Source organism: Cellulomonas sp. C5510 (assembly GCF_019797765.1).
Lineage (GTDB): Bacteria > Actinomycetota > Actinomycetes > Actinomycetales > Cellulomonadaceae > Cellulomonas.
In genome coordinates this window covers 2,218,290-2,244,261 of sequence record NZ_CP081862.1, presented here as the reverse complement: position 1 = coordinate 2,244,261, position 25,972 = coordinate 2,218,290, and the positions used below count along the sequence as shown (strand labels likewise).

Below are 25,972 nucleotides of genomic sequence, written 5' to 3'. Positions count from 1 at the left end.
CACCTGCGGGTGGCCGGCCCGTCGGCGTTCCTGCGCCCGGTCATGCGCCCGGTCCCGCGCCGGGCCGGGTGTCGGTGCTGCGTGAGAGGATCGACCTCGCCGCCCACCACCCCTTCCCGAGAGGCCGAGCTGTGCCTGCCCGCTCCACCACGCCCCGCCCGGCGACGCTCACCGGCTCGGTCCTGCGGCGGTCCCTGCTGCTCATGGGCCGCGGCATCGCGTCGCAGCCGCGCACGTACGTGCTGGCCATCAGCACCTCGGCCGCCTTCGGCGCGCTGACCGTCGCGGTCAGCCGGGTGCTCGGGTGGGCGACCGACACCGTGGTGGTGCCGGCGCTCGACGGCGACCCGGTCGCCCGCGGCCGCATCTGGCTGGCCGGCGGCGTGCTCGCGCTCGTGGCGGTCTCGCTCGCGGCGGCGGTCGCGGGCCGGCGGATCTTCGCGGGCATGGGCGTCGCCGACCAGCAGGCCATGCACCGGCGCGCCGTGACCCGGCAGTACCTCCGCCTGCCCATGACCTGGCACCGGCAGCACCCCACCGGCCAGCTGCTGTCGAACGCGTCGGCGGACGTCGAGGCCGCGACCGGTGTGTTCAACCCCCTGCCGTTCGCGCTGGGCGTCGTCGTGATGATCGGCGTCGCGGCCGTCGCGCTGCTGTCGACGGACGTGTGGCTCGCGGTGGCGGCGCTCGTGGTGCTGCCGGCCGCGGTGGTCGCGAACCTCGTGTTCCAGCGGCGGATGTCGCCGGCCGCGACCCGCGCGCAGCAGCTGCGGGCCGAGGTCGCCGACATCGCGCACGAGAGCTTCGAGGCCGCGCTGCTCGTGAAGTCCCTCGGCACGGAGGACCGGGAGGAGCGCCGGTTCGCCGAGCGTGCCGACCGGCTCCGGGCGGCGAACGTCCGCGTCGGCGTGGTCCGGGCGTACTTCGACCCGGTGATCGACATGCTGCCCGGCGTGGGGACGTTGCTGGTGCTGCTCGTGGGCGTCCAGCGCGTGGCGGCCGGGGCGGTGCAGACCGGCGACGTCGTGGCCGCCGCGTACCTCCTGACGCTCATGGCGGTCCCCGTGCGCGCGTTCGGCTGGGTGCTCGGCGAGCTGCCGCGGGCGCTCGTCGGCCACGACCGCGTCGCGCGGGTCGTCGACTCCGGGGGCGAGCTGGTCCCCGGGACCCGCCCCCTCGCGCGGGCGCCGCAGGGCGCCTCGCTGCGGATGTCCGGGGTCGGCGTGCGGGTGCCGGGGCCGGACGGGCCGGTCGACCTGCTCCGGGACGTCGACCTCGACGTGGCGCCCGGGCGCGTCGTCGCGGTGGTCGGGCCCACCGGTGCGGGCAAGACCACGCTCGTGTCGCTGGTCGCGCGGCTGACCGACCCGACCTCGGGGACCGTCGAGGTCGACGGCACCGACGTGCGCGACCTCGTGCCCGGTGACCTCACGGCCCAGGTGGTGCTGGTCGGCCAGCAGACCTTCGTCTTCGAGGACACGGTGCGGGGCAACGTCACGCTGTGCGACGGCGACGACCCGGATGCGCCCGACGACGACGAGGTGTGGGCGGCGTTGCGGCTCGCGCGGGTCGACGGCGTCGTCCGGGACCTCCCGGGCGGGCTCGACGCCCCGCTCGGCGAGCGCGGGTCGAACCTGTCCGGCGGCCAGCGGCAGCGGCTGGCGATCGCGCGGGCGCTGGTCCGGCGACCGCGGCTGCTCGTGCTCGACGACGCGACCTCGGCCGTGGACCCGCGCGTGGAGCAGGGGATCCTCACGGGGCTGCGGGAGCACACCGGCGGTGCCGCGGGTGGTCCGACGGTGCTGCTCGTGGCGTACCGGATGTCGTCGGTGCTCCTGGCGGACGAGGTGGTGCACGTCGCGGGCGGGCGCGTCGTCGACCGGGGCACGCACGCGGAGCTGCTGGCCCGTGACCCCGGCTACCGGGAGCTCGCGACGGCGTACGAGCAGGAGTCGGAGCGCCGCGCCGCGCGCCGGGCCGAGGCGCTGGAGGCGGAGCTCGAGGCCGAGGAGGCCGAGGAGGAGCTCGAGACGGGGCTGCTCGTGGCGGAGGAGCAGGACGAGGAGGAGGTCCGATGAGCGCGCCGCAGGCCGACGCCCTCGGGGGCGGCCCGCAGCTCGGGGTGCTGGGGACGCTGCGCCGCGGCGTGCAGGTGTCGCCGCAGCTCGTGCAGGGGCTCTGGCTAACGTTCCTGCTGGCGGTGCTGGCCGCCGCCGGCAAGGTCGTCGTCCCGGTCGCCGTGCAGCAGGTCATGGACACCGGGATCCTCGCCGAGGGCGGCCCGGACGTGCGGCGGGTCGTCACGCTCGTGACCCTGGCCGCCGTGGCGCTGCTCGCCGGGGGCCTGTGCTCCGCCCTGGTGAACGTCCGGCTGTTCCGGGCCTCCGAGGCGGGGCTCGCGGAGCTGCGGGTCCGGGCCTTCCGGCACGTGCACGACCTGTCGGTGCTGACGCAGAACACGGAGCGGCGCGGGTCGCTGGTGTCCCGGGTCACGTCCGACGTCGACACCATCTCGATGTTCGTGCAGTGGGGCGGCATCATGCTGCTCGTCTCGACGCTGCAGGTCGCCGTGGCGACCGTGCTCATGGCCGTCTACTCCTGGCAGCTGACCATCCTCGTGTGGCTCTGCTTCGGCCCGCTGGCGCTGGCCCTGCGGCCCCTCCAGCGCCGGGTGAACGTGGCGTACACCCGGGTGCGCGAGCGCGTCGGCGCGATGCTCGGCGCCGTGTCGGAGGCCGTGGTCGGCGCCGAGACCATCCGGGCCTACGGCGTGCAGCGGCGGGTGCAGCGCACGGTGGACGGCCGCATCGACGCCACACGCGACGCGATGGTGCGGGCGCAGAACACCGTCGCCGGCGTCTTCTCGTCCGGCGTGCTGGTCGCGAACCTCGTGCTGGCGGTCGTGGTCGTGGCAGGCACGGCGCTGGGGGCCGCCGGTGACCTGAGCGTCGGGCGCCTCCTGGCGTTCCTGTTCCTCGTGCAGCTGTTCACGGGCCCGGTGCAGCAGGCGACCGAGGTCCTCAACGAGCTGCAGAACGCGGTCGCCGGCTGGCGGCGCGTGCTCGGCATCATCGACACGCCCGTGCAGGTGGCCGACCCGGGACCGCGCGGTGTCCCGTCGCAGCGCGGGCCGGCGTCGGTCGAGCTGCGCGGCGTCGGGTTCGCGTACCCGGGCGGACCGCCGGTGCTGCACGACGTCGACCTGCGGCTGCCCGCCGGCCGCTCGGTGGCCGTGGTCGGCGCGACCGGCTCGGGCAAGACGACGATCGCGAAGCTCGTCACCCGCCTCATGGACCCGACGAGCGGGACGGTGCTGCTGGACGGCACGGACCTGCGCACCGTCAGCACCCAGCACCTGCGCCGCCGCGTGGTCATGGTGCCGCAGGAGGGCTTCCTGTTCGACACCACGCTCGCGGACAACCTGCTGTACGGCCTGCGGCCGGGGCCGGACGGCGCGACGCCCGACCGCGACGCCGCCGAGCCGCTGCTGCGCACCGCCCTCGAGGAGCTCGGGATCGCCGACTGGGCGCAGGAGCTGCCGTCGGGGCTGGACACGCCCGTCGGGCAGCGCGGCGAGGCGCTGTCGGCGGGGGAGCGGCAGCTCGTCGCCCTCACCCGGGCGTACCTGGCGGACGCGGACCTGCTCGTGCTCGACGAGGCGACCTCGGCCGTCGACCCGGCGACCGAGGTCCGCATCGCGCGCGCCCTCGACTCGCTCACCAGCGGGCGCAGCACGATCACCATCGCGCACCGGCTGTCCACCGCGGAGGCCGCCGACCTCGTCGTGGTCGTCGACGCCGGGCGCGTGGTGGAGGTCGGCCCGCACGAGCAGCTGGTGGCCCGCGACGGCGTGTACGCCGCGATGCACCGGGCGTGGGTCTCGCAGACGCGCTGACCGCGTCCCGCGCGCTCGTGGGAGGATCGCCCGGTGGCACAGCACCCTGCTCCCGACACCTCCCGCACGCCCGCTCGGTCGTCCGCGCTCGACCCCGCCGTCGCCGCGCGGCTGAGCCGTGACCCCGCCGGCCTGGTCGCCGCCGTGGTCCAGCAGCACGACACCGGCGACGTCCTCATGGTCGGCTGGATGGACGACGAGGCGCTGCACCGCACCCTCACGACGGGCCGCGTCACGTTCTGGAGCCGCTCCCGGCAGGAGTACTGGCGCAAGGGCGACACGTCCGGGCACGCGCAGTACGTGAAGTCCGTCGCGCTCGACTGCGACGGCGACGCCCTGCTGGTCCGCGTCGACCAGGTCGGCGCCGCCTGCCACACCGGGTCCCGGACGTGCTTCGAGGCGGGCGGCCCGCTGGCCGCCGTCGTGGGGGAGCGCCCGGTCGCGGCCGCCGGGGGTGCGGCGTGACCCCGCCCGCGGCCGCCTCGCCGCACCCGACGTCGCTCGAGGCCCGCCCCGCGCCGGCCGAGGCGGCGGTCGAGGTCCCGTGGGGCAGCACCTGGCCCACGCTGGAGGAGTTCCGCGAGCGTGCCGCCGACCGCCGCGTCGTCCCCGTGGTGCGCCGCCTGCTCGCGGACGACACCACGCCGGTCGGTCTGTACCGCACGCTCGCGGCGGGTCGTCCGGGCACCTTCGTGCTGGAGTCGGCGGAGCAGGACGGCACGTGGTCGCGCTGGTCGTTCGTCGGTGTGCGGTCCCGCGCCACGCTCAGCGTGCGTGACGGCCGTGCGGTGTGGACCGGCGACGTGCCGGCGGGCGTGCCGACCGACGGCGAGCCGCTCGACGTGCTCGGCCGCACCCTCGAGGTGCTGCGCACGCCCGCCGTGCCGGGGCTGCCCCCGCTGACCGGCGGTCTCGTCGGTGCCCTCGGGTGGGACGTCGTGCGCCACTGGGAGCCGACGCTCCCCGCCGCGGCGCCGGACGAGCTCGGCGTCCCCGAGCTCACCCTCTGCCTCGCCACCGACCTCGCGGTCACCGACCACCGGGACGGCTCCGTGTGGCTGATCGCGAACGCGATCAACTTCGACGGCTCGGACGAGCGCGTCGACGAGGCGCACGCCGACGCCGTGGCACGCCTCGACGCCATGCAGGAGGCGCTGCTGAGCCCTGTCGCGCCCGCGGCGGCCGCGCTCGGGGACGCTCCCGTCCCGGAGCTCGAGTTCCGCTCCACGGCCGAGGAGTACGAGCAGGCCGTCCTCACCGGGAAGGAGGCGATCCGCGACGGCGAGGTCTTCCAGGTCGTGCTGTCGCAGCGCCTCGACCTGGACTGCCCCGCCGACCCGCTCGACGTCTACCGGGTGCTGCGCACCGTGAACCCGAGCCCGTACATGTACTACCTCCAGCTCCAGGACGCCGACGGGCACGACTTCGCGGTGGTCGGGTCCAGCCCGGAGACCCTGGTGAAGGTCTCGGAGGGGCACGTCACGACGTTCCCCATCGCCGGGTCCCGTCCCCGCGGAGCCACCCCGGAGGAGGACCGCGCGCTGCACGACGAGCTGCTCGCGGACCCGAAGGAGCGCGCGGAGCACCTCATGCTCGTGGACCTGGCGCGCAACGACCTCGTCAAGGTGTGCGAGCCCGCGACCGTGGAGGTCGTGGAGTTCATGGAGGTGCGCCGCTTCAGCCACATCATGCACATCTGCTCGACCGTGGTCGGCCGCCTGCGGGAGGGGGCCACGGCGCTGGGCGCCCTGACCGCGACGTTCCCCGCCGGCACGCTCTCGGGAGCGCCGAAGCCGCGGGCGATCGCCCTGATCGACGAGATCGAGCCTGCCCGCCGCGGCATCTACGGCGGCACGGTGGGCTACTTCGACCTGGCCGGCGACATGGACATGGCCATCGCGATCCGGACGGCGCTGATCCGCGACGGCCGCGCCAGCGTGCAGGCGGGCGCGGGCATCGTCGCCGACTCGGTGCCGGAGACCGAGTACCGCGAGTCGCGCGACAAGGCGGCGGCCGCCGTCCGGGCGGTGCAGATCGCGGCGCGCCTGCGCGGGGCGGGACGACATGGCGGCTGACGACGCCTCGGCCGGCCGGACGCCCGTGCGTCGCGACGCTGCGGGTCGCGGCCGGGCGGTCCTGGTGCTGCTGCTGCTCGCCGGCCTGGCCGGCCTCGTGACGCTGCCCGCCTGGGTGACGGCCGAGGGCGCGAACGCGCTCGGCGAGCCGGTCGCGGTGACCGTGCGTGGCTCGGCCGCGGCTCCGGGGATCGTCGCCGGCGCGCTCGTGCTGCTCGCCGCGGCCGGCGCGGTGGGGCTGGTCGGGCGCGTCGGGCGCTGGGTGGTCGTGGCGGTCGTGGCGGCCGCGGGCGCTCTCGTCACCGGGTCGGCACTGGCCGCCCGGAGCGGGGCCGCCTCCGCGGCCGAGCGCGCCGCGGCCGACGCGACGGGTGTGGCGAGCCTGGCGGGGGAGGCCGTCGTCGCCGCATGGCCGGTCGTGGCGGCCGCGATCGGGCTCCTCGCTGTCACCGCTGCCGCCTGGCTGGCCGTCGCGTCGGGCCGGTGGACGGCGCCGTCCGACCGCCACGAGCGCGCTGTGCGCGCCGACGGGGGGAGGGGCGCGGTCGACCGCGGCACCGGCGCCGCCGGCGCACCCGGGGACGGGGGCGCGGGCGGTTCCGGCGGGGCGGACACGGCGGACGAGCGCAGCACGTGGGACGCGTTGAGCCGGGGCGACGACCCGACCTGAGCGGCACCCGCGCGTCCGCTAGGGTGACGACACCATGTCATGAAAGGTGTGTTGCCACGATGGTCGAGCAGTCGGTCCGTTCCCCCGGTGTCGTGACCGGTGCCCCGCAGTCCCCGGGCTCCGAGACGCTGCGGCTGCCGCCGTCGGCGCCGCCGACGAACCACGGCCACACCACGGCCGCCTGGACCACCACCGTCATCGTCCTCGTCGGCTCCGTGGCGGCCGCGCTCGGCATGATCGTCGGGCAGGTCTGGCTGTTCTGGGTCGGCATGGGCGTCGCGCTCGGCGGCGTCGTGGTCGGCAAGATCCTGCAGGTCGCGGGCTACGGCCAGGGCGGGCGGCACACGCTGGAGAAGCAGCGCCGCGCCGGCGGGCACTGACGCCTCGCACGGGTCGGGCCCGTCCGGGGTCGAACCTGGGCGCGCGGGGGTCCCAGTGCTGGACGGCGGACCCCGGCTCCGGTACACCTGGGGGGCCGCGGAGCGCTGTCCGACTGCGCAGACGCGATTCAGCAGCCGTACGACCACGACAGGAGCGCCATGTCGACGCCCAACCAGCCGCAGGACCCGTACTCCCACCCCGAGGGCGACGGCTCCGGCCAGCAGCCCGGCAGCACGCCGGGGGGCATCCCGCAGTACGGCCAGTACTCGTCGAGCGACCCGGCGGCCGGCTACGGCCAGCCCCAGGCGTACGGCCAGCCCGCCGGCTACGGGCAGCAGGGCTACGCCGCCCCGCCGCAGAACTACCTCGTCTTCTCGATCCTCGCGACGGTGCTGTGCTGCATCCCGCTGGGCATCGTGTCGATCGTCTTCGCGTCGCAGGTCAACACGAAGTGGAACGCCGGTGACCAGGCCGGTGCCCTCGAGTCCGCCCGCAAGGCCAAGCAGTGGGCGATCTGGAGCGTCATCGGCGGCGTCGTGTTCGCGATCTTGTACGGGATCCTGATCTTCGCCGGCGTCCTCGGCACGGGCTTCACCTCCTCGTACTGAGCCACCGTGGTCACCGACCGGCACCTGCCCGACGCCGTCGGGACCCCGCACGCCGACCCGCGCCGCAGCCCGTCGCCTCACGGCGGCGCGCTGCGGCGCGTGGCGTCGGGGCCCGTGCTCGTCGCCGGTGCGGCCGGAGCTGCGCTGGCCGTGCTCGCGACGGTCGACCCGAACCGCCCGGGCCACTACCCGACGTGCCCGTTCCTCCTGCTGACCGGGCTCTACTGCCCCGGCTGCGGGTCCCTGCGAGCCCTGCACGACCTCACCCAGCTCGACGTCGCGGGCGCGTGGGGCATGAACCCGCTGCTGGTCGTGGCCCTGCCGCTCATGGTCGCCAGCTGGCTGGCCTGGACCCGGCGCGCCGTCCGGGGTGCCCCCAAGGCGCGCCTGCTGCCCGGGTGGACCGTCAACGCGCTGCTCGTCCTCCTGCTCGTGTACTGGGTGGCCCGCAACGTACCGGCCCTCGCCCCCTGGCTGGCCCCCTGACCTGCCCCTGCGTGGTCGGCGGCGGTCGCCTCGCGTCCCACCCGCTGGGCCGTGGTCCGGCCGTGTGCCCGGGGCCCCCTACGATGGCGAGGGCGGCACCGCGCGGCGGGCAGCCGCGGACTCGGGGGAGATGAGGACCGATGGGCACCGTGCTGGACGACATCGTGGCGGGCGTCCGCGAGGACCTCGCCGTGCGTGAGGCCGCGACGCCGCTGGCCGTGCTCAAGGAGCGCGCCGCCCGCGTGCCGGGCGCGAAGGACTGCGTCTCGCGGCTGCGGCTGGACGACGCCGTCACGGTCATCGCCGAGGTCAAGCGGTCCAGCCCGAGCAAGGGCGCCCTCGCGACGATCACCGACCCGGCCGCGCTCGCCGCGGAGTACGAGAAGGGCGGCGCGACCGTCATCTCGGTGCTCACCGAGCAGCGCCGGTTCAACGGCAGCCTGGCCGACCTCGACCACGTGCGCGCCGCGGTGGACATCCCGGTGCTGCGCAAGGACTTCGTCGTCACGCCGTACCAGGTGTGGGAGGCGCGGGCGCACGGCGCCGACCTGGTGCTGCTCATCGTGGCGGCGCTCGAGCAGACGGTGCTGACCTCCCTCGTCGAGCGCGTGCACTCCCTGGGCATGACCGCCCTGGTCGAGGTGCACGACACCGAGGAGGTGGCGCGCGCGGTGGACGCGGGTGCCCGCGTCGTCGGCGTCAACGCCCGGAACCTCAAGACGCTCGACGTCGACCGCGGCACGTTCGCCCGCGTGGCGCCGTCGATCCCCGCGGACGTCGTCAAGGTCGCGGAGTCGGGCGTGCGCGGGCCGCACGACGTCATGGACTACGCCCGGGCGGGTGCCGACGCGGTGCTCGTGGGCGAGGCGCTCGTCACGGACGACGCGCCGCGGCAGTCGGTCGCGGACCTCGTGGCGGCGGGCGCGCACCCGTCGCTGCGCGCCGTCCGGCAGTGACACCCAGCAGCAGCACGGCAGCGAGGAGCAGCGAGTGACCACGGGTCGGCAGGGTCCGCAGGTCCCCCTGGTGGGGGAGACGCCCGGGGGGCCGCTCGGCACCCACACGGGCCCGTACTTCGGCGACTTCGGTGGGCGGTTCGTCCCGGAGGCGCTGGTCGCGGCCCTGGACGAGCTCGACACGGAGTTCCACAAGGCGCTGGCGGACCCGTCGTTCGGCGCGGAGCTCGCCCGCCTGCACCGCACGTACACCGGGCGGCCGAGCCCGCTGACCGAGGTGAAGCGGTTCGCGGAGCACGTCGCGCCGGGCGTGCGGGTGTTCCTCAAGCGCGAGGACCTCAACCACACCGGCTCGCACAAGATCAACAACGTGCTCGGCCAGGCGCTGCTCGTGAAGCGCATGGGCAAGACCCGCGTGATCGCGGAGACCGGTGCGGGCCAGCACGGCGTGGCCACGGCCACCGCGGCGGCGCTGCTCGACCTCGAGTGCGTCGTCTACATGGGCGAGGAGGACACGCGGCGCCAGGCGCTCAACGTCGCCCGGATGCGGCTGCTCGGCGCGACCGTCGTCCCGGTGACCATCGGGTCGCGCACCCTGAAGGACGCGATCAACGAGGCGCTGCGCGACTGGGTGGCGAACGTCGACACGACGCACTACCTGCTCGGCACGGTGACCGGCCCGCACCCGTTCCCCGAGATGGTGCGCGACTTCCACAAGATCATCGGCGAGGAGGCGAAGGCCCAGCTCGCGGAGGAGATCGGCCGGCTGCCCGACGCCGTGGCGGCCTGCGTGGGCGGCGGGTCGAACGCGATGGGCATCTTCAACGCGTTCCTCGACGACCCGTCGGTGCGGCTGTTCGGCTTCGAGGCCGGCGGCGAGGGCATCGCGTCCGGGCGTCACGCGTCCCGGTTCAGCGGTGGCTCACCGGGCGTGCTCCAGGGCACGAAGTCGTACCTGCTGCAGGACGACGACGGCCAGACGCTGCCCAGCCACTCGGTCTCCGCGGGGCTGGACTACCCGAGCGTCGGGCCCGAGCACGCGTGGCTGCACGACATCGGCCGGGCGGAGTACCGGCCGGTCACGGACGCCGAGGCGATGGACGCCTTCCAGCTCCTGTGCCGCACCGAGGGCATCATCCCCGCGATCGAGTCGGCGCACGCCCTCGCGGGCGCGATCCAGCTCGGCCGGGAGGTCGCCGGCTGGGAGACGCCCGACGGCCGCGAGCCGGTCCTCCTGGTGAACCTGTCGGGGCGCGGGGACAAGGACGTGGCGACCGCGGCGGCGTGGTTCGACCTGCTGGAGGACAAGCCGGTCGTGCAGGCGGACGAGGGAGAGCAGCTGTGAGCGACGTGGCGACGACCTCGCGGACCGCCGCGACGCTGGACCGCGTGAAGGCCGAGGGGCGGGCCGCGCTCGTCGGGTACCTGCCGCTCGGGTTCCCGAGCGTCGCCGGCTCCGTGGCGGCCGCGCGCACGATGGTGGAGGCCGGCGTCGACGTGGTCGAGCTCGGTCTGCCGTACTCCGACCCCGTCATGGACGGACCGGTCATCCAGCACGCCGTCGACCACGCGCTGGCCGCGGGGACCCGGGTGCACGACGTCCTGGGCGCCGTCGAGCAGATCGCGGCCACCGGCGCGCCCGTGCTCGTCATGACGTACTGGAACCCGGTGCTGCGCTACGGGGTCGACGCGCTCGCCCGCGACCTCGCGTCGGCCGGTGGTGCGGGGCTCATCACGCCGGACCTCATCCCCGACGAGGGCCAGGACTGGATCGCCGCCTCGCGCGAGCACGACCTGGACCGGGTGTTCCTCGTCGCGCCGTCCTCCACGCCGGAGCGGCTGGCGATGACGGCTGCGGCGTCCCGCGGGTTCGTGTACGCGGCGTCGACGATGGGCGTGACGGGGGAGCGGACCACGGTCGGCGCCCGCGCGGAGCAGCTCGTCGCCGACACGCGCGCGGCCGGGGCGGACCACGTGTGCGTCGGGCTGGGCGTGTCCCGGCCCGAGCAGGCGCAGGACATCGGGCGGTACGCGGACGGCGTCATCGTCGGCTCGGCGTTCGTCCGCGCCCTGGCCGGTGCCGACGACGAGCGCGCGGGGCTCGACGCCCTGGCGGCGGTCGCGTCCGGCCTGGCGGACGGCCTGCGCCGCTCCCGCTGACGCGCGGCGCCGCGTCCGTGCCGCGTCACCCGCACGGGCGTGCGCGCCCGCCTCGGCGCGCGAGGTCGACACACCTGGGCCGGCGCACGCCGCCAGGCGGACGTGCCGCCCGTCGGCCTGCGTGGCCTAGGCTCGCGTCGTGATCCTCAGCCTCGCCACGGCCCTCCCGGCCGCGATCCCGAGTCCCTCGCAGGGTGTCTGGCACCTCGGCCCGGTGCCGCTGCGTGCGTACGCCCTGGCGATCCTGCTCGGCATCGTCGCGGCCGTCCTGCTGACCCAGCGGCGGTGGAAGGAGCGGGGCGGCGATCCCGACCAGGTGCTGGAGATCGCGTTCTGGGCGGTCCCGTTCGGCATCGTCGGCGGCCGGCTGTACCACGTGGTCTCGTCGCCGGACGCGTACTTCGGGGCGGGCGGCGACCCGTGGAAGGCGTTCGCCATCTGGGAGGGCGGCCTCGGCATCTGGGGGGCGATCGCGCTGGGTGCGGTCGGCGCGTACATCGGCTGCCGTCGGCAGGGCGTGTCGTTCCCGGTGTTCGCGGACGCGCTGGCGCCCGGCCTCCTGGTCGCGCAGGCCGTCGGGCGGCTCGGCAACTGGTTCAACCAGGAGCTGTTCGGCGGCCCGACGACGCTGCCCTGGGGCCTGCAGATCGACGACGCGCACCTGCCGGCCGGCTACGAGCCCGGCACCCTGTTCCACCCGACCTTCCTCTACGAGCTGCTGTGGAACCTGGCGGGCGCGGCGCTCCTGATCTGGCTGGACCGCCGGTTCCGGCTGGGCCACGGCCGGGTGTTCTGGCTGTATGTCGTGGTCTACACGACGGGGCGGCTCTGGATCGAGCTGCTGCGCATCGACCCGGCGGAGATGATCGGTCCGTTCCGGCTCAACGTGTGGACGTCGATCATCGTCGGTCTGGGGGCGCTGGTAGCGTTCGTGGTTGTCGGACGTCGTCATCCTGGACGCGAGACCACACCCGACCTGCGCGGATCCGGTACGCAGGACGCCGATGTGGAGGAGCACGGCACCGCCCGCTGACCGCGGCTCCGCCCGTGTGACCCACGTCACTTTCTCGCGATGTGAGCGCCTGTGTTTCCGACAGGTATCGTCGCCACACTGTTGCCCGGGCCGATGACGTCCCAGCCCCCCCAAGCTCTATCTGGCCCCCACGGGTCGTGAGGACGGTGCTGATGGCCGCGTCGCCACTGCGTCTCGGTGCTTCCCCCGCCGTGCCGCGCCCGGGTCTGTACGACCCGGCCGCCGAGCACGACGCGTGCGGGTTCGCGTTCGTCGCGACGCTGCGCGGCACCCCCGGTCGCGACATCGTGGACGCCGGGCTGACCGCTCTGCTCAACCTCGACCACCGCGGCGCGGTCGGCGCGGAGGAGAACAGCGGCGACGGCGCCGGCATCCTCACGCAGATCCCCGACGCGTTCCTGCGCGACGTCGTCGACGCCGAGCTGCCGCCCGCCGGCCGCTACGCGATCGGCATGGCGTACCTGCCGCAGGACGACGAGGAGCGGACCGTCGCGGTGCGCGCCGTCGAGGCGATCGCGGCGGAGGAGAAGCTCGACGTGCTCGCGTGGCGCGACGTGCAGGTGACGGCGGACCTCGTCGGCCCGACCGCCCGCGCCGCCATGCCGGTGTTCCGCCAGCTCGTCGTGGCGGACCCGTCGCGGGAGCTCGCGGGGATCGACCTGGACCGCCGGGCGTTCCGGCTCCGCAAGCGCGCCGAGCGCGAGCTGGGCGTCTACTTCGCCTCGCTGTCCGCCCGCACGCTCACCTACAAGGGCATGCTCACCACCGGGCAGCTCGAGCCCTTCTTCGCCGACCTGTCGGACCCCCGGTACGCCTCCGAGCTCGCGCTGGTCCACTCCCGGTTCTCCACGAACACGTTCCCGTCGTGGCCGCTGGCGCAGCCCTTCCGCATGGTCGCCCACAACGGCGAGATCAACACCGTGCGCGGCAACCGCAACTGGGTCGCCGCCCGCGAGGGGATGCTCCGCTCGGAGCTGCTGGGCGACCTGACGCCGCTGCTGCCGGTGTGCACCCCGGGCGGGTCGGACTCCGGGTCGTTCGACGAGGTGCTCGAGCTGCTGCACTTGGCCGGCCGCTCGCTGCCGCACGCGATCATGATGATGATCCCGGAGGCGTGGGAGAACCACGCCCAGATGGATCCCGCGCGCCGCGCGTTCTACGAGTACCACGCGAGCCTCATGGAGCCGTGGGACGGCCCGGCGGCGATGACGTTCACGGACGGCACGCTCATCGGCTCGGTGCAGGACCGCAACGGCCTGCGTCCGGGGCGGTTCTGGGTCACCGAGGACGGCCTGGTCGTCATGGCGTCGGAGGCCGGCGTCCTGGACCTCGACCCGGCGACGGTCGTGCGCAAGGGCCGGCTGGAGCCGGGCCGCATGTTCCTCGTCGACACCGGCCAGGGCCGGATCGTCGAGGACGAGGAGATCAAGGCCCAGCTCGCGGCCCAGCGCCCGTACGCGGAGTGGGTCCGCGACAACTCGGTGTACCTGGAGCAGCTGCCGGAGCGCGAGCACATCGCGCACTCGTCGGCCTCGGTCCGGCGCCGCCAGCGCACGTTCGGGTACACCGAGGAGGAGCTGAAGATCCTCCTGACGCCCATGGGCGCCACGGGTGCGGAGCCGCTCGGCGCCATGGGCTCGGACACGCCCGTGGCCGTCCTGTCGCAGCGGCCGCGCCTGCTGTTCGACTACTTCACGCAGATGTTCGCGCAGGTGACGAACCCGCCCCTCGACGCGATCCGCGAGGAGCTCGTGACGTCCATCGGCGGGGCGATCGGCCCGGAGCCGAACCTGCTCGAGGACACCCCGCTGCACGCGCGCAAGCTCGTGCTGCCGTTCCCGGTGCTCGACAACGACGGCCTGGCGAAGATCGTCAAGATCGACAAGGACCCGGCGATGGCCGGGATCTTCCGCGCGACGATCGTGCGCGGACTGTACGCGGCCTCCGGCGGCGGCGAGGCCCTCGAGCAGCGCCTCGAGGAGATCTTCGCGGAGTGCGACCAGGCCATCGCCGACGGCGTGAGCTTCCTCGTGCTCTCGGACCGCGACTCCGACGCCGACCGGGCCCCGATCCCGTCGCTGCTGCTGCTGTCCGCGGTGCACCACCACCTGCTGCGCCGGCACACCCGCACCCAGGTGTCGCTGGTCGTCGAGGCCGGCGACGTGCGCGAGGTGCACCACGTCGCGCTGCTCATCGGATACGGCGCCGCGGCGGTCAACCCGTACCTGGCCATGGAGTCCGTCGAGGACCTCGCCGCGAACGGCTACCTGCCCGGCGTCAGCCCCGAGCAGGCGGTGAAGAACCTCATCAAGGCGCTCGGCAAGGGCGTCCTCAAGGTCATGTCGAAGATGGGCATCTCGACCATCGCGTCCTACCGCGGTGCGCAGGTGTTCGAGGCGATCGGCCTGTCGCACGCGCTGGTCGAGCGGTACTTCACGGGCACCACCAGCCGGCTCGGCGGCATCGGCCTGGACGTCATCGCGGCCGAGGTCGCCGCGCGGCACGCCGACGCGTACCCGGCGAACGGGAACCGGCTGGCCCACCGCCGGCTCGCGACCGGCGGCGAGTACCAGTGGCGCCGCGACGGCGAGGACCACCTGTTCGACCCGGAGACCGTGTTCCGGTTGCAGCACTCCACCCGCACGCGGCAGATGGACGTGTTCCGCTCCTACACGCACCGGGTCAACGAGCAGTCGCAGCGCCTCATGACGCTGCGCGGCCTGCTCGAGCTGCGCGCGGGCGAGCGCACGCCGGTCCCGGTCGACGAGGTCGAGCCCGTCAGCGAGATCGTCAAGCGGTTCAGCACCGGAGCCATGTCCTACGGGTCCATCTCCGCCGAGGCGCACGAGACCCTCGCGATCGCCATGAACCGGCTCGGCGCCAAGTCGAACACCGGCGAGGGCGGCGAGGACCCCGAGCGCCTGCACGACCCGGAGCGCCGCTCCGCGATCAAGCAGATCGCGTCGGGCCGGTTCGGCGTGACGTCGGAGTACCTGACGTTCGCGGACGACATCCAGATCAAGCTCGCCCAGGGCGCCAAGCCGGGCGAGGGCGGCCAGCTGCCCGGTCCGAAGGTGTACCCGTGGGTCGCACGCACCCGGCACTCGACGCCGGGCGTCGGCCTCATCTCGCCGCCGCCGCACCACGACATCTACTCGATCGAGGACCTGGCGCAGCTCATCCACGACGCCAAGAACGCGAACCCGCGGGCGCGGATCCACACCAAGCTCGTCAGCGAGTTCGGCGTGGGCACCGTGGCGGCGGGCGTGGCCAAGGCGCACTCCGACGTCGTGCTCATCTCGGGCCACGACGGCGGCACCGGCGCCTCGCCGCTGACGAGCCTCAAGCACGCCGGCACGCCCTGGGAGATCGGCCTGGCCGAGACCCAGCAGACGCTCGTGCTCAACAACCTGCGCGACCGGGTGGTCGTGCAGGTCGACGGCCAGCTCAAGACGGGCCGCGACGTCGTCATCGGCGCGCTGCTCGGCGCGGAGGAGTTCGGGTTCGCGACCGCGCCGCTCGTCGTGTCGGGCTGCATCATGATGCGCGTCTGCCACCAGGACACCTGCCCGGTGGGCGTCGCGACGCAGAACCCCGAGCTGCGCTCCCGGTTCACCGGCAAGCCGGAGTTCGTCGTGACGTTCTTCGAGTTCATCGCCCAGGAGGTCCGCGAGATCCTGGCGGAGCTCGGGTTCCGCAGCATCGAGGAGGCCGTCGGTCACGTCGAGCTGCTCGACACCCGCAAGGCCGTCGACCACTGGAAGGCGCAGGGCCTGGACCTCGCGCCGGTGCTCGCGCAGCCGGAGCCCGTCCCGGGCTCCTCGCTGCACCACGTGCACGACCAGGACCACGGCCTGGACCGGGCGCTCGACAACCAGTTCATCGCGATGGCGGCGCCGGCCCTCGAGGACGCCCGCCCGGTGCGCATCGAGCTGCCGGTCCGCAACGTCAACCGGACGGTCGGCACGATGCTCGGCCACGAGGTCACGCGGCGCTACGGCGGCGAGGGTCTGCCGGACGACACGATCGAGGTCGTGCTGACGGGGTCGGCGGGGCAGTCGTTCGGTGCGTTCCTGCCGCGCGGCATCACGCTGCGGCTCGAGGGCGACGCGAACGACTACGTCGGCAAGGGCCTGTCGGGCGGCCGGATCGTGGTGCGCCCGGACCGCAACGCGGTCCTCAGCGGGGAGCACAACGTCATCGCCGGCAACGTCATCGGCTACGGCGCGACCTCGGGCGAGCTGTTCCTCCGGGGTGTCGTCGGCGAGCGGTTCGGCGTGCGGAACTCCGGCGCGACGCTGGTCGTCGAGGGCGTGGGGGACCACGGCTGCGAGTACATGACCGGCGGCACCGTCGCGGTGCTCGGGCGGACGGGACGCAACTTCGCGGCCGGCATGTCCGGCGGCACGGCGTACGTGCTGGACCTCAAGCCGGAGCGCGTGAACGTGCAGGGTGTCGCCTCGGGCGAGCTCGGCCTGGCCCCGCTCGACGACGAGGACGCGCAGGTGGTGCTCGCCCTGCTGCGACGGCACGCGGACGAGACGGGTTCGCGGGTCGCGGGGGAGCTGCTCGCCGACTGGTCCACCGACGCGACGTCGGCCCGCGCCCGGTTCACCCGGGTGCAGCCGACCGAGTACGCCCGCGTGCGCGCGGCACTGGCTAAGGCGGAGGCGGACGGGCTCGACCCGAGCGCCCCCGGCGTGTGGGAGGGCATCCTGGAGGTGGCACGTGGCTGACCCCCGTGGGTTTCTGAAGGTGCGGGAGCGCGAGCTGCCCGCCAACCGTCCGGTGCCCCTGCGGCTCATGGACTGGCGCGAGGTGCACGAGCACCGCAGCGTGGCGGACGACCCGCAGTCCGCGACGCTGCTGCACCGGCAGGCCGGGCGCTGCATGGACTGCGGCGTGCCGTTCTGCCACAACGGCTGCCCGCTCGGGAACCTCATCCCCGAGTGGAACGACCTGGTGTGGCGCGGGCAGTGGGGCGACGCGATCGAGCGCCTGCACGCGACGAACAACTTCCCGGAGTTCACGGGCCGGATCTGCCCGGCCCCGTGCGAGTCGGCGTGCGTGCTCGGCATCAACCAGCCCGCGGTGACGATCAAGAACATCGAGGTCTCGATCATCGACGAGGCCTTCGACCGCGGGCTGGTGCAGCCGCAGGTGCCGCAGCGCCTGTCCGGGCACACGGTCGCGGTCGTGGGCTCCGGTCCCGCCGGGCTGGCCGCCGCCCAGCAGCTCACGCGCGCCGGGCACACGGTCGCGGTGTACGAGCGGGACGACGCCATCGGCGGCCTGCTGCGGTACGGCGTGCCGGACTTCAAGCTGGAGAAGCGCCACATCGACCGCCGTCTGGAGCAGATGGCGGCCGAGGGCACCCGGTTCCGCCCGAACGTGGAGATCGGCCGCGACATCACCTGGGCGCAGCTGCGCTCCCGGTACGACGCCGTGGTCGTCGCCACCGGCGCGACGGTGCCGCGCGAGCTGCCGCTGCCCGGGCGCGAGCTCGGGGGCATCCACCCAGCGATGGAGTACCTGCACCGCTCGAACGCCCAGGTGGCGGGCAAGGCGGTCCCGGACCCGATCGACGCGCGCGGCAAGCACGTGGTCGTCATCGGCGGCGGCGACACCGGGTCGGACTGCGTGGGCACCGCGCTGCGCCAGGGTGCCGCGTCGGTCACGACGCTGGCGATCGGCAAGCAGCCCCCGGTGGAGCGCCCGGCGAACCAGCCGTGGCCGACCGACCCGGTGCTGTTCGAGGTGTCGTCGTCCCACGAGGAGGGCGGCGAGCGGGCGTACCTGGCGTCGACCGTGGCGTTCGTCGGCGACGACGAGGGCCGGGTCACGCACCTGCGCCTCGCGACCACCGAGTACCTGCCCGACGGCCGCCGCGTCCCCACCCCCGGGACGGAGCGCGACGTGCCGGCGGACCTGGTGCTCATCGCCATGGGCTTCACGGGGCCCGAGACGCAGGAGCTCGTCGAGCAGGCCGGCGTGGACCTCACCGCGCGCGGCACAGTGGCGCGCACGGACGACTTCGCGACGTCCGTCCCCGGCGTGTTCGTGGCCGGCGACGCGGGGCGTGGCCAGTCGCTCATCGTGTGGGCGATCGCCGAGGGCCGTGCGGCGGCCGCGGCGGTCGACACCTACCTGGGTGGGTCGACCGAGTTGCCCGCGCCGGTGACGGCGGGGACGGTCGCGCTGCGCGCCTGAGACGATCGCGACGGTGCCCGGGCGGGACGACCTGCCCGGGCACTGTCGTACCCGGGTGGCCCGTGGCCGCGCGGCTGTCGTGCCGGCGCGACCACCTCGTCCGTCATGCGGGACGCCGCGGTCCACGGACCGAGCGGGGAGGCAGGACGTTCGGTCCACTCGCGGGCCCGTGCCGAGCCGTAGGTTCGGGCACCATGGCCGACCCCCGGGGCTTCCTCGCCCACCGCTCGCGCGAGCTGCCCGCGAACCGTCCCGTGGAGCTGCGGCTCCTGGACTGGCGCGAGGTCCACGCTCACCGCGCCGGACACCCGGACGACCTGGAGCGCCTGCACCGGCAGTCGTCGCGGTGCATGGACTGCGGGGTGCCGTTCTGCCACCACGCGTGCCCGCTCGGCAACCTCATGCCGGAGTGGAACGACCTCGTGTGGCGGGGCCAGTGGGGTGACGCCGTCGAGCGGATGCACGCGACGAACAGCTTCCCGGAGATCACCGGGCGGGTGTGCCCCGCGCTGTGCGAGGCGTCCTGCGTGCTGGGGCTGAACCAGGAGGCCGTGACGATCCGCGAGATCGAGCTCGCGATCGCCGAGGAGGGCTTCGCGCGCGGTCTCATCGAGCCGCAGGTGCCGCAGTGGCTCACCGGCCAGACCGTGGCCGTCGTCGGCTCCGGCCCCGCCGGCCTCGCCGCGGCGCAGCAGCTCACGCGCGCCGGGCACACCGTGGCGGTGTACGAGCGCGCGGACGCGCCCGGCGGCCTGCTGCGGTACGGCATCCCGGAGTACAAGCTGGAGAAGGCGGTGCTCGACCGGCGCCTCGCCCAGATGACCGCCGAGGGGACCCGGTTCCGCTGCGGTGTCGACGTGGGCACCGACGTGTCAGGCGAGGAGCTGCGGGACCGGTACGACGCGGTGCTCGTCTGCGTCGGGTCCACGGTGCCGCGGGACCTGCCGGTGCCCGGGCGCGGGCTGGCGGGCGTGCTGCCCGCGATGGACTACCTGGTGCCCGCGAACCGGGTCGCGGTCGGCCTGCCGGCCCCGGACCAGGTGGTCGCGACCGGGCTCGACGTGGTGGTCGTCGGCGGCGGCGACACCGGGGCGGACTGCCTCGGCACGGCGCTGCGCCAGGGCGCCCGGTCGGTCACGCAGCTGGAGATCATGCCCGCCCCGCCCGCCGAGAGGTCGCCCGAGCAGCCGTGGCCGCTGTGGCCGGTGCTGTTCAAGGTGTCGTCGGCGCACGAGGAGGGCGGCGAGCGGGAGTTCGCCGCCGCGACGACGGCGATCCTCGGCGACGAGGCCGGGCGCGTCCGGGCGCTGCGTCTCGCCGAGGTCCGCCTGGAGGACGGGCGTCCGACGCCGGTGCCCGGGACGGAGCGTGAGATCCCGGCGCAGCTGGTGCTGCTGGCCCTCGGCTTCACGGGCCCGGAGCGCGGGCCGCTCCTGGAGCAGCTCGGCCTGGAGCCCGGCCCGCGGGGGACCGTCGAGCGCGGCGACGACTTCAGGACCAAGGTCCCGGGCGTGTACGTCGCCGGTGACGCAGGCCGGGGGCAGTCCCTCGTGGTGTGGGCCGTGGCTGAGGGCCGGGCGGCCGCTGCGGCCGTAGACTCCTACCTGTCCGGCAGTACCGCGCTGCCCGCTCCGGTGACCGCGAGCACGGCTGCGATGCGGCCGTGACCCACCACCCGCGTACGTCCGGGCCGCTCCGTGCCCAGCAGGACGTTCGGTCCGAACCGCCATCCACGAAAGGCCTAGGCTTTCCCCATGCGTAGAGCGAAGATCGTCTGCACCATCGGCCCCGCCACGGAGTCCGCCGAGCAGATCCAGGCCCTGGTGGACGCCGGCATGGACGTCGCGCGGCTGAACCGCAGCCACGGCGACACCGAGGTGCACAAGCGCGTGTACGACAACGTGCGTGCCGCCGCGAAGGCGTCCGGCCGTTCCGTGGCCGTCCTGGTCGACCTGCAGGGCCCGAAGATCCGCCTCGGCCGCTTCGTCGAGGGCAAGCACGAGCTCGCCGAGGGTGACGTCTTCACGATCACCACCGAGGACGTGCCGGGCACCAAGGAGCTCGTCTCCACGACCCACAAGGGCCTCGCGGACGACGCCCGCGTCGGCGACCCGCTGCTCATCGACGACGGCCGCGTGCTGGTGCGCGTCACCGCCGTCGAGGGCCCGCGCGTGGTCACCCGCGTCGAGGTCGGCGGCCCGGTCTCCAACAACAAGGGCATCAACCTGCCGGGCGTCGCCGTCTCCGTCCCCGCGATGAGCGAGAAGGACGAGGAGGACCTGCGCTGGGCCCTGCGCACCGGCGCCGACATCATCGCCCTGTCCTTCGTCCGCAACGCCGCCGACTACGACGACGTGCGCCGGATCATGGAGGAGGAGGGCCGGGTCGTCCCGGTCATCGCCAAGGTCGAGAAGCCGCAGGCCGTCGAGAACCTCGCCGAGATCGTCGACGCGTTCGACGGCATCATGGTCGCCCGCGGCGACCTCGGCGTGGAGCTCCCGCTCGAGCAGGTGCCGCTGGTCCAGAAGCGCGCCGTCGAGCTGGCCCGCCGCAACGCCAAGCCGGTCATCGTCGCCACCCAGGTGCTCGAGTCGATGACGAACAACCCGCGCCCGACGCGTGCCGAGACCTCGGACTGCGCCAACGCGGTGCTCGACGGCGCGGACGCGGTCATGCTGTCCGGCGAGACCAGCGTCGGCGAGTACCCGATCGAGACGGTCCGCACCATGGCGCGGATCATCGAGGCGACCGAGGAGCTCGGCCGGGAGCGCATCGCCCCGCTGGGTTCGACCCCGCACACCCGCGGCGGCGCGATCACCCGCGCGGCGGCCGAGATCGGCGAGACGCTCGGCGTGAAGTACCTCGTGACCTTCACCCAGTCCGGTGACTCGGCGCGACGCATGTCCCGCCTGCGCTCGCCGATCCCGCTGCTGGCCTTCACGCCGAAGACCGCGGTGCGCAACACGCTCTCGCTGAGCTGGGGTGTGCAGACGTACGAGGTCCCGCAGGTCGAGCACACCGACGCGATGGTCCAGCAGGTCGAGTCCACGCTGCGCGCCCAGGGCCTGGCCGAGGTCGGCGACTACGTCGTCGTCGTCGCCGGCACCCCGGTCGGCGTCGTCGGGTCGACCAACACGGTCGTCGTCCACAAGATCGGCGACGAGGCCGCGGGCCGCATCGCCTGACGTCCCCGTCACCGTCCGAGGGCCCCGCAGCCACGTGCTGCGGGGCCCTCGGCGCGTCCGGGCGCGGGCCGACGCTCAGCCCGCGGGCACCATGAGGCGCTCGGCGACCTCGGCGACCTCCTGCGGCGTGCCGACGATCTCGAAGTGCATCTCGTCGGGCCGGTCGAAGTCGCCGCCCCACGCCACCACCGGCGCGAGGTCGGCGAGGATGTCCCGCACCGTGGCGACCTGGGCGGGGGTGAACGTGCCGGACTCGCCCACCGGGTGCGCGGTGGCGTTGAAGTCGACCGCCGTGCCCGAGGCGTGGTTGGACAGGGGGTCGCCGCCCCTGGGGACCTCCCGGTCCGCCCACCCCCACGAGGTCGCGCGGTCGATCGGCACCACCTCGCCGTTGAAGCGCTCCGCCACGTGGATGAGGACGACGTCGACGTCGCCGGCGCGCACGCGTCCGGTGACCCAGGCGAACGGGGTCAGCCGGCGGTCGTGCGCCTCGCTGATCGCGGGCCAGCCGTTGGCCGTCGTCGGACCGCTCCCGAGGACCGGAGGGCGGCCGAGCACCCGCACGCCGAGCGCCGCACCGGCCAGGAGCGCCAGCGCGAGCCCGGCGACCGCGACGACCGCTCCGGGCCCGCGCCCGGGGCCCGGGACGTGGCGTGCCCGGCGACCGGCGACCCGGCCCGCGGACGTGGTCCCGGCGCTGCGGCGTCCGGTCGACGCGCCGGACCCGGCCGGGGTCGGCGCGGGTGCGGCGGGCGAGGGCCCGGCCGGCGAGGGTCGGGCCGGCGGCGGTGCCGCAGCGGCGGACGTCGCGGTGTCGGGGGACGAGGGCACGGGTGCTCCGGGGATGGTCTCGGGTGGCGTGGCCGGCGCGTCGCGGGTGCCGTCGGGTCGGGCGCGTGCAGCCGCCTCCATCGTGGTCGGGGAGCGGGTGCCGACGTCGCCGACCTGCCACGCCGGTGGCAGGAGCACCGGCGCACGGAGCCCGGGACCGACGGCCCTGGTGGGGCGGCCCGCCGGCTGGTGGAGTGGCGCCATGACGCGTGCACGGCGGGTGCTGGCCGGGATCGGGATCGTCGCGGGGGCCGTGGCCGTGCGGCACCGGGCGCTGCACTGGGGCGCGACGCAGGTGGAGCGCGCCGTGGACCTCCCGGGCGACGGCCTGCTGGTGCGGTCCGACCTGACCGCGACCCGGGCGATCACCGTCGCCGCGCCGCCCGAGCGCGTGTGGCCGTGGCTGGTGCAGCTCGGCTGGGGGCGTGGCGGCTTCTACTCCTACGACGCGCTCGAGAACCTCATCGGGCTCGGCATCCACTCGGCGGAGCGCGTGGAGCCGCAGTGGCAGGGCCTCGCCGTGGGCGACCCGGTGCACCTCGCTCCGCAGGTGGGCCTGGAGGTGCGCGTGCTCGAGCCCGAGCGCGCCCTGGTGCTCGCCGGCACCGCGCCGCAGGGTGGTCCCGCCGCGGTGCCCTACGACTTCACGTGGGCGTTCGTGCTCCGGCCCGGTCCCGAGGCCGGCGCGACGCGCCTGGTGGTGCGCGAGCGGTACCTGTGCCGGACGCCGGCGGCGCGGCCGCTCGTCGAGGTGGTGTCGGTGCTCAGCACGCTGATGTCCGAGCGGATGCTGCGCGGCGTCCGCGACCGCGCGGAGCGTGCCGCGTAGCGCGGTCGGCCACCGCGGCATAGCGTCGGGAGGGCGGGACCGGTGCCGCCGGCGCACGGGGTCCCGTGGGACGAGCGGACGGACGACGGGAGCAGGCGTGGACGGGATCGGGGTGCTGGCCGACGGGTTCGGCCGGATCGGCGGGCTGGTGCACGGCGTGCTGGACGGACTGGGGGAGCAGGAGCTCACCGCCCGCCTCGGCCCGGAGGCCAACACGATCGCCTGGCTGGTGTGGCACCTGGCACGCGTCGAGGACGCGCAGGTCGCCGACCTCGCCGGGACCGAGCAGGTCTGGCACGCGCAGGGCTTCGTCGACCGGTTCGCGCTGCCGTTCGACCGGGGCGCCACAGGGTACGGGCAGTCGCCGGACGAGGTCGCTCAGGTGCGTGCGGACGCGTCGCTGCTGCGGGGGTACGCCGACGCGACGCGCGCCGCGACCGACGCCTACCTGGCGACCCTCGAGGACGCCGACCTCGCCCGCGTGGTCGACGAGCGCTGGGACCCGCCGGTGACCGTCGGCGTCCGGCTCGTCAGCGTCCTGGGGGACGTGCTCGAGCACGCCGGGCAGGCGGCGTACGTGCGCGGCGTCGTCACCGGGCGCTGACCGCCCGCCGTCCTGCCGAGCACCTGCACCGATCCCGCCGGCCCGTGCGCGTCGAGCCCGTCAGCCCGGAGGTCGTCGTCCGGCGCCTCGCCGACCGCGTCGACGCCGACCTGGCGGGTGCGGCGCCCGGACGGCGGTGGCGGGTCGTCCTCGACGGCGCGCCGCCCACCCTCCCGGGTGACCTGGCGGAGTCGCTGGTCGACCCGTTGCGGGCCCGCGGGCACGCGGTGGTCGTCGTGGCGGCGGCGGACTTCCTCCGGCCCGCCGGGGTGCGCCTCGAGCACGGCCGCACCGACCCCGACGCGCTGCTCGACGACGCGCTCGACGACGCCGCGCTGGTCCGCGAGGTGCTGCACCCGCTCGGACCGGACGGCGACGGGACCTACCTGCCTGCCCTGCGGGACGCGGTCCGCGACCGCTCGGCACGCGCTCGGCGCACCGCGACCCCCGAGGGGTCCGTGCTGCTGCTGCACGGCGGGCTGCTGCTCGGGCGCAGGCTGCCTGCCGACCTGACCGTGCACCTCGCGGTGCGTCCCGCCACGCTGGCCCGGCTCACGCCGCACGAGGACGCGTGGCGCCTGGCCGCGGAGGAGCGGTACCGCGCGGAGGCGGACCCGGAGGGCACCGCGGACGTGGTCGTGCGCGTCGACGACCCGAGGCGGCCCGGCTGGGTCGTCGAGCGCTGAGCGGCACCGGGACCGGAGGTCCGTGGCAGCGCACGTCCCGCGGGTGCATCCTGGGTGCGGGAGGCGAGGACGATGGCGGCGACGACGAGGTCGGCGGAGTACGACGCGTTCGGTCCGTGGGTCGACCGGGTCCGCGGACCGGAGGACGTGCCGCGGCTCTACCGCGACCACCCGATCGACCTGGCGGCCAGCAGGCTGGTGCTCAAGGTCCCGCGCGACATCGCCCGGCGCGACGCGACGCCCGACATGGACCTCTACGACCACCTGCTCGTCCTCGGTCCCGACCGCTTCACCGCGCTGAGCCGCCGCGAGGGCGAGCGCTACGACGTGCGGGAGGTGCCGTACGCGGGTGTCGCCGCGGTGCGCACCAGCGTCGACCTGCTGGACGGCCGGCTCAGCGTCCACGCCCTGTCCGGGGCCCCGGTGGAGGTGCGGTTCAGCGGCTCCTCGGTGGACGTCGTCGGCGGCTTCGTCGACCTGCTGCGGCTGCTCGCCTGGCCGGCCGGCGCCGGCGGGGCGGACGCGGAAGCGCCGGCGCCGGGCGGCGCGGTGGACGACCACGGGCGCGTGCTGTCCCGCCGGGCGCTGGGCGACCGCGAGATCGGCCTCGTCGGCGCGTACCGGGAGGTCGCGGACCGCGAGCCCCGCCTCCGCACGCTCGCGGCGCACCCGCGGCGCGTCGTCACGCCGGCGTCCGGCGGGAGCCGCCTGCTGCACCTGCTGCACCCCATGACCGTCCAGGGCGCGGTCATCTGCTCCGACGGCCGCGAGCTCCAGGTGTTCGGCCGTGCCGCCTGGCTGGTCCGCGGCCGCACGCCGGTGCACTCCGAGTCGCGCCTGGTGCTGCCGGTCGCGCGCCTGACCGCCGTGCAGGAGCTCCGGCACCCGCGCTACCCGGACGTCACGGTCGTGGTGCTGCGCGCCGGCGACACCGAGATCGAGCTGCCGGTCCCGTCGGACTCCGACGCGCGGCGCGTGCTGACCGGCCTCGCTCCGGGGGCGTGAGCGAGAGACGTGCGGAGGTCGTCGACCCGATCCCGGCCCGGCTCCCGTCCTCTCCGGTGGCCCGCACCGCGTCGCGCACGCCCGACCCGTGTCGCGAGCGAGCAGAGGGCGGCGCCGGCTCCGGGCACGACGAGAGCCCCAGGTCGATGACCTGGGGCTCTGCGTGGTGGGCGATACTGGGATCGAACCAGTGACCTCTTCCGTGTCAGGGAAGCGCGCTACCGCTGCGCCAATCGCCCGGGCGATACGAGGTGGAGATGGGATTCGAACCCACGTATACGGCTTTGCAGGCCGCTGCCTCGCCTCTCGGCCACTCCACCCTGAGACCTCAGTCCTCAGCGACCGAGGTGGTCGGCCG

General features: G+C 74.9%; 21 protein-coding genes and 2 tRNA genes. 20 read left to right on the top strand and 3 right to left on the bottom strand.

The genetic code is table 11. The features are described 5' to 3' along the window. Positions 1–203: 203 nt before the first annotated feature. From K5O09_RS10505 to pyk, 16 genes are all read left to right on the top strand, one after another. Complete coding sequence (locus K5O09_RS10505; protein ID WP_222172724.1) at positions 204–2,078, top strand: ABC transporter ATP-binding protein; 1,875 nt, start codon at positions 204–206, stop codon at positions 2,076–2,078. Next, entirely contained in the window at positions 2,075–3,895 is a 1,821-nt protein-coding gene (locus tag K5O09_RS10500; RefSeq protein WP_222169508.1) for an ABC transporter ATP-binding protein, read from the top strand. Before K5O09_RS10505 ends, K5O09_RS10500 begins: the two co-directional genes overlap by 4 nt. Positions 3,896–3,928: 33 nt before the next feature. Further along, positions 3,929–4,360, top strand: a complete 432-nt coding sequence (hisI, locus tag K5O09_RS10495; protein WP_222169507.1) for a phosphoribosyl-AMP cyclohydrolase — start codon at positions 3,929–3,931, stop codon at positions 4,358–4,360. Then, on the top strand, positions 4,357–5,970 hold the full coding sequence (locus K5O09_RS10490) for an anthranilate synthase component I (protein WP_222169506.1): 1,614 nt from the start codon (positions 4,357–4,359) through the stop codon (positions 5,968–5,970). The genes hisI and K5O09_RS10490 overlap by 4 nt, the downstream gene beginning before the upstream one ends. Continuing rightward, positions 5,960–6,640 carry a Trp biosynthesis-associated membrane protein gene (locus K5O09_RS10485; RefSeq protein ID WP_222169505.1) on the top strand — a complete coding sequence of 227 codons (681 nt, stop codon included), beginning with the start codon at positions 5,960–5,962 and terminating at the stop codon, positions 6,638–6,640. The genes K5O09_RS10490 and K5O09_RS10485 overlap by 11 nt, the downstream gene beginning before the upstream one ends. Before the next feature lie 59 nt (positions 6,641–6,699). After that, entirely contained in the window at positions 6,700–7,020 is a 321-nt protein-coding gene (locus K5O09_RS10480; protein WP_222169504.1) for an HGxxPAAW family protein, read from the top strand. Positions 7,021–7,179: 159 nt separating this feature from the next. Beyond that, the gene (locus K5O09_RS10475; protein WP_222169503.1) at positions 7,180–7,629 is read left to right on the top strand and encodes a CD225/dispanin family protein; all 450 of its coding nucleotides are present in this window, start codon (positions 7,180–7,182) and stop codon (positions 7,627–7,629) included. Positions 7,630–7,635: 6 nt separating this feature from the next. Further along, positions 7,636–8,115: a DUF2752 domain-containing protein gene (locus tag K5O09_RS10470; protein ID WP_255595228.1), complete on the top strand. Its 480-nt coding sequence runs from the start codon at positions 7,636–7,638 to the stop codon at positions 8,113–8,115. 140 nt (positions 8,116–8,255) lie between these two features. Beyond that, entirely contained in the window at positions 8,256–9,071 is an 816-nt protein-coding gene (gene trpC / locus K5O09_RS10465) for an indole-3-glycerol phosphate synthase TrpC (RefSeq protein ID WP_222169502.1), read from the top strand. 70 nt (positions 9,072–9,141) lie between these two features. Further along, a complete protein-coding gene (gene trpB / locus K5O09_RS10460; RefSeq protein WP_222172722.1) occupies positions 9,142–10,416 on the top strand; it encodes a tryptophan synthase subunit beta in 1,275 nt (424 codons plus the stop codon). Further along, positions 10,413–11,231: a tryptophan synthase subunit alpha gene (trpA, locus tag K5O09_RS10455; RefSeq protein ID WP_370635426.1), complete on the top strand. Its 819-nt coding sequence runs from the start codon at positions 10,413–10,415 to the stop codon at positions 11,229–11,231. Before trpB ends, trpA begins: the two co-directional genes overlap by 4 nt. Before the next feature lie 142 nt (positions 11,232–11,373). Next, positions 11,374–12,264, top strand: a complete 891-nt coding sequence (gene lgt, locus K5O09_RS10450) for a prolipoprotein diacylglyceryl transferase (protein ID WP_222172720.1) — start codon at positions 11,374–11,376, stop codon at positions 12,262–12,264. Between the two features lie 152 nt (positions 12,265–12,416). Next, positions 12,417–17,000, top strand: coding sequence for a glutamate synthase large subunit (gltB, locus tag K5O09_RS10445; protein WP_222169501.1), 4,584 nt, complete (start codon positions 12,417–12,419; stop codon positions 16,998–17,000). Further along, complete coding sequence (locus K5O09_RS10440) at positions 16,993–18,474, top strand: glutamate synthase subunit beta (protein ID WP_222169500.1); 1,482 nt, start codon at positions 16,993–16,995, stop codon at positions 18,472–18,474. The genes gltB and K5O09_RS10440 overlap by 8 nt, the downstream gene beginning before the upstream one ends. A gap of 194 nt (positions 18,475–18,668) precedes the next feature. After that, a complete protein-coding gene (locus tag K5O09_RS10435) occupies positions 18,669–20,141 on the top strand; it encodes a glutamate synthase subunit beta (protein WP_222169499.1) in 1,473 nt (490 codons plus the stop codon). A gap of 87 nt (positions 20,142–20,228) precedes the next feature. Then, complete coding sequence (pyk, locus tag K5O09_RS10430; protein WP_222169498.1) at positions 20,229–21,659, top strand: pyruvate kinase; 1,431 nt, start codon at positions 20,229–20,231, stop codon at positions 21,657–21,659. A gap of 75 nt (positions 21,660–21,734) precedes the next feature. Here the strand turns inward: pyk and K5O09_RS10425 are convergent, their stop codons facing one another. Continuing rightward, on the bottom strand, positions 21,735–22,628 hold the full coding sequence (locus K5O09_RS10425; RefSeq protein ID WP_222169497.1) for a M15 family metallopeptidase: 894 nt from the start codon (positions 22,626–22,628) through the stop codon (positions 21,735–21,737). 64 nt (positions 22,629–22,692) lie between these two features. Here K5O09_RS10425 and K5O09_RS10420 point away from each other — a divergent pair, with 64 nt between their 5' ends. The 4 genes from K5O09_RS10420 to K5O09_RS10405 all read left to right on the top strand — a co-directional run bounded on the left by K5O09_RS10420 (position 22,693) and on the right by K5O09_RS10405 (position 25,614). After that, entirely contained in the window at positions 22,693–23,319 is a 627-nt protein-coding gene (locus K5O09_RS10420; protein ID WP_222169496.1) for an SRPBCC family protein, read from the top strand. 97 nt (positions 23,320–23,416) lie between these two features. After that, entirely contained in the window at positions 23,417–23,923 is a 507-nt protein-coding gene (locus K5O09_RS10415; RefSeq protein ID WP_222169495.1) for a DUF664 domain-containing protein, read from the top strand. A gap of 44 nt (positions 23,924–23,967) precedes the next feature. After that, the gene (locus K5O09_RS10410) at positions 23,968–24,609 is read left to right on the top strand and encodes a uridine kinase (RefSeq protein WP_222169494.1); all 642 of its coding nucleotides are present in this window, start codon (positions 23,968–23,970) and stop codon (positions 24,607–24,609) included. Positions 24,610–24,681: 72 nt separating this feature from the next. Beyond that, the gene (locus K5O09_RS10405) at positions 24,682–25,614 is read left to right on the top strand and encodes a hypothetical protein (RefSeq protein ID WP_222169493.1); all 933 of its coding nucleotides are present in this window, start codon (positions 24,682–24,684) and stop codon (positions 25,612–25,614) included. A gap of 164 nt (positions 25,615–25,778) precedes the next feature. Here the strand turns inward: K5O09_RS10405 and K5O09_RS10400 are convergent. Then, a tRNA-Val gene (locus K5O09_RS10400) sits at positions 25,779–25,853 on the bottom strand. A gap of 10 nt (positions 25,854–25,863) precedes the next feature. Beyond that, a tRNA-Cys gene (locus K5O09_RS10395) sits at positions 25,864–25,934 on the bottom strand. Between the last annotated feature and the right edge of the window lie 38 nt (positions 25,935–25,972).

Bases quoted from the DNA above. Each gene is read 5' to 3' on its own strand.
- K5O09_RS10505 (WP_222172724.1), top strand. From the start codon at position 204: ATGGGCCGCGGCATCGCGTCGCAGCCGCGCACGTACGTGCTGGCCATC.
- K5O09_RS10500 (WP_222169508.1), top strand. From the start codon at position 2,075: ATGAGCGCGCCGCAGGCCGACGCCCTCGGGGGCGGCCCGCAGCTCGGG.
- K5O09_RS10485 (WP_222169505.1), top strand. From the start codon at position 5,960: ATGGCGGCTGACGACGCCTCGGCCGGCCGGACGCCCGTGCGTCGCGAC.
- K5O09_RS10480 (WP_222169504.1), top strand. From the start codon at position 6,700: ATGGTCGAGCAGTCGGTCCGTTCCCCCGGTGTCGTGACCGGTGCCCCG.
- K5O09_RS10475 (WP_222169503.1), top strand. From the start codon at position 7,180: ATGTCGACGCCCAACCAGCCGCAGGACCCGTACTCCCACCCCGAGGGC.
- trpC (WP_222169502.1), top strand. From the start codon at position 8,256: ATGGGCACCGTGCTGGACGACATCGTGGCGGGCGTCCGCGAGGACCTC.
- gltB (WP_222169501.1), top strand. From the start codon at position 12,417: ATGGCCGCGTCGCCACTGCGTCTCGGTGCTTCCCCCGCCGTGCCGCGC.
- K5O09_RS10435 (WP_222169499.1), top strand. From the start codon at position 18,669: ATGGCCGACCCCCGGGGCTTCCTCGCCCACCGCTCGCGCGAGCTGCCC.
- pyk (WP_222169498.1), top strand. From the start codon at position 20,229: ATGCGTAGAGCGAAGATCGTCTGCACCATCGGCCCCGCCACGGAGTCC.
- K5O09_RS10420 (WP_222169496.1), top strand. From the start codon at position 22,693: ATGACGCGTGCACGGCGGGTGCTGGCCGGGATCGGGATCGTCGCGGGG.
- K5O09_RS10405 (WP_222169493.1), top strand. From the start codon at position 24,682: ATGGCGGCGACGACGAGGTCGGCGGAGTACGACGCGTTCGGTCCGTGG.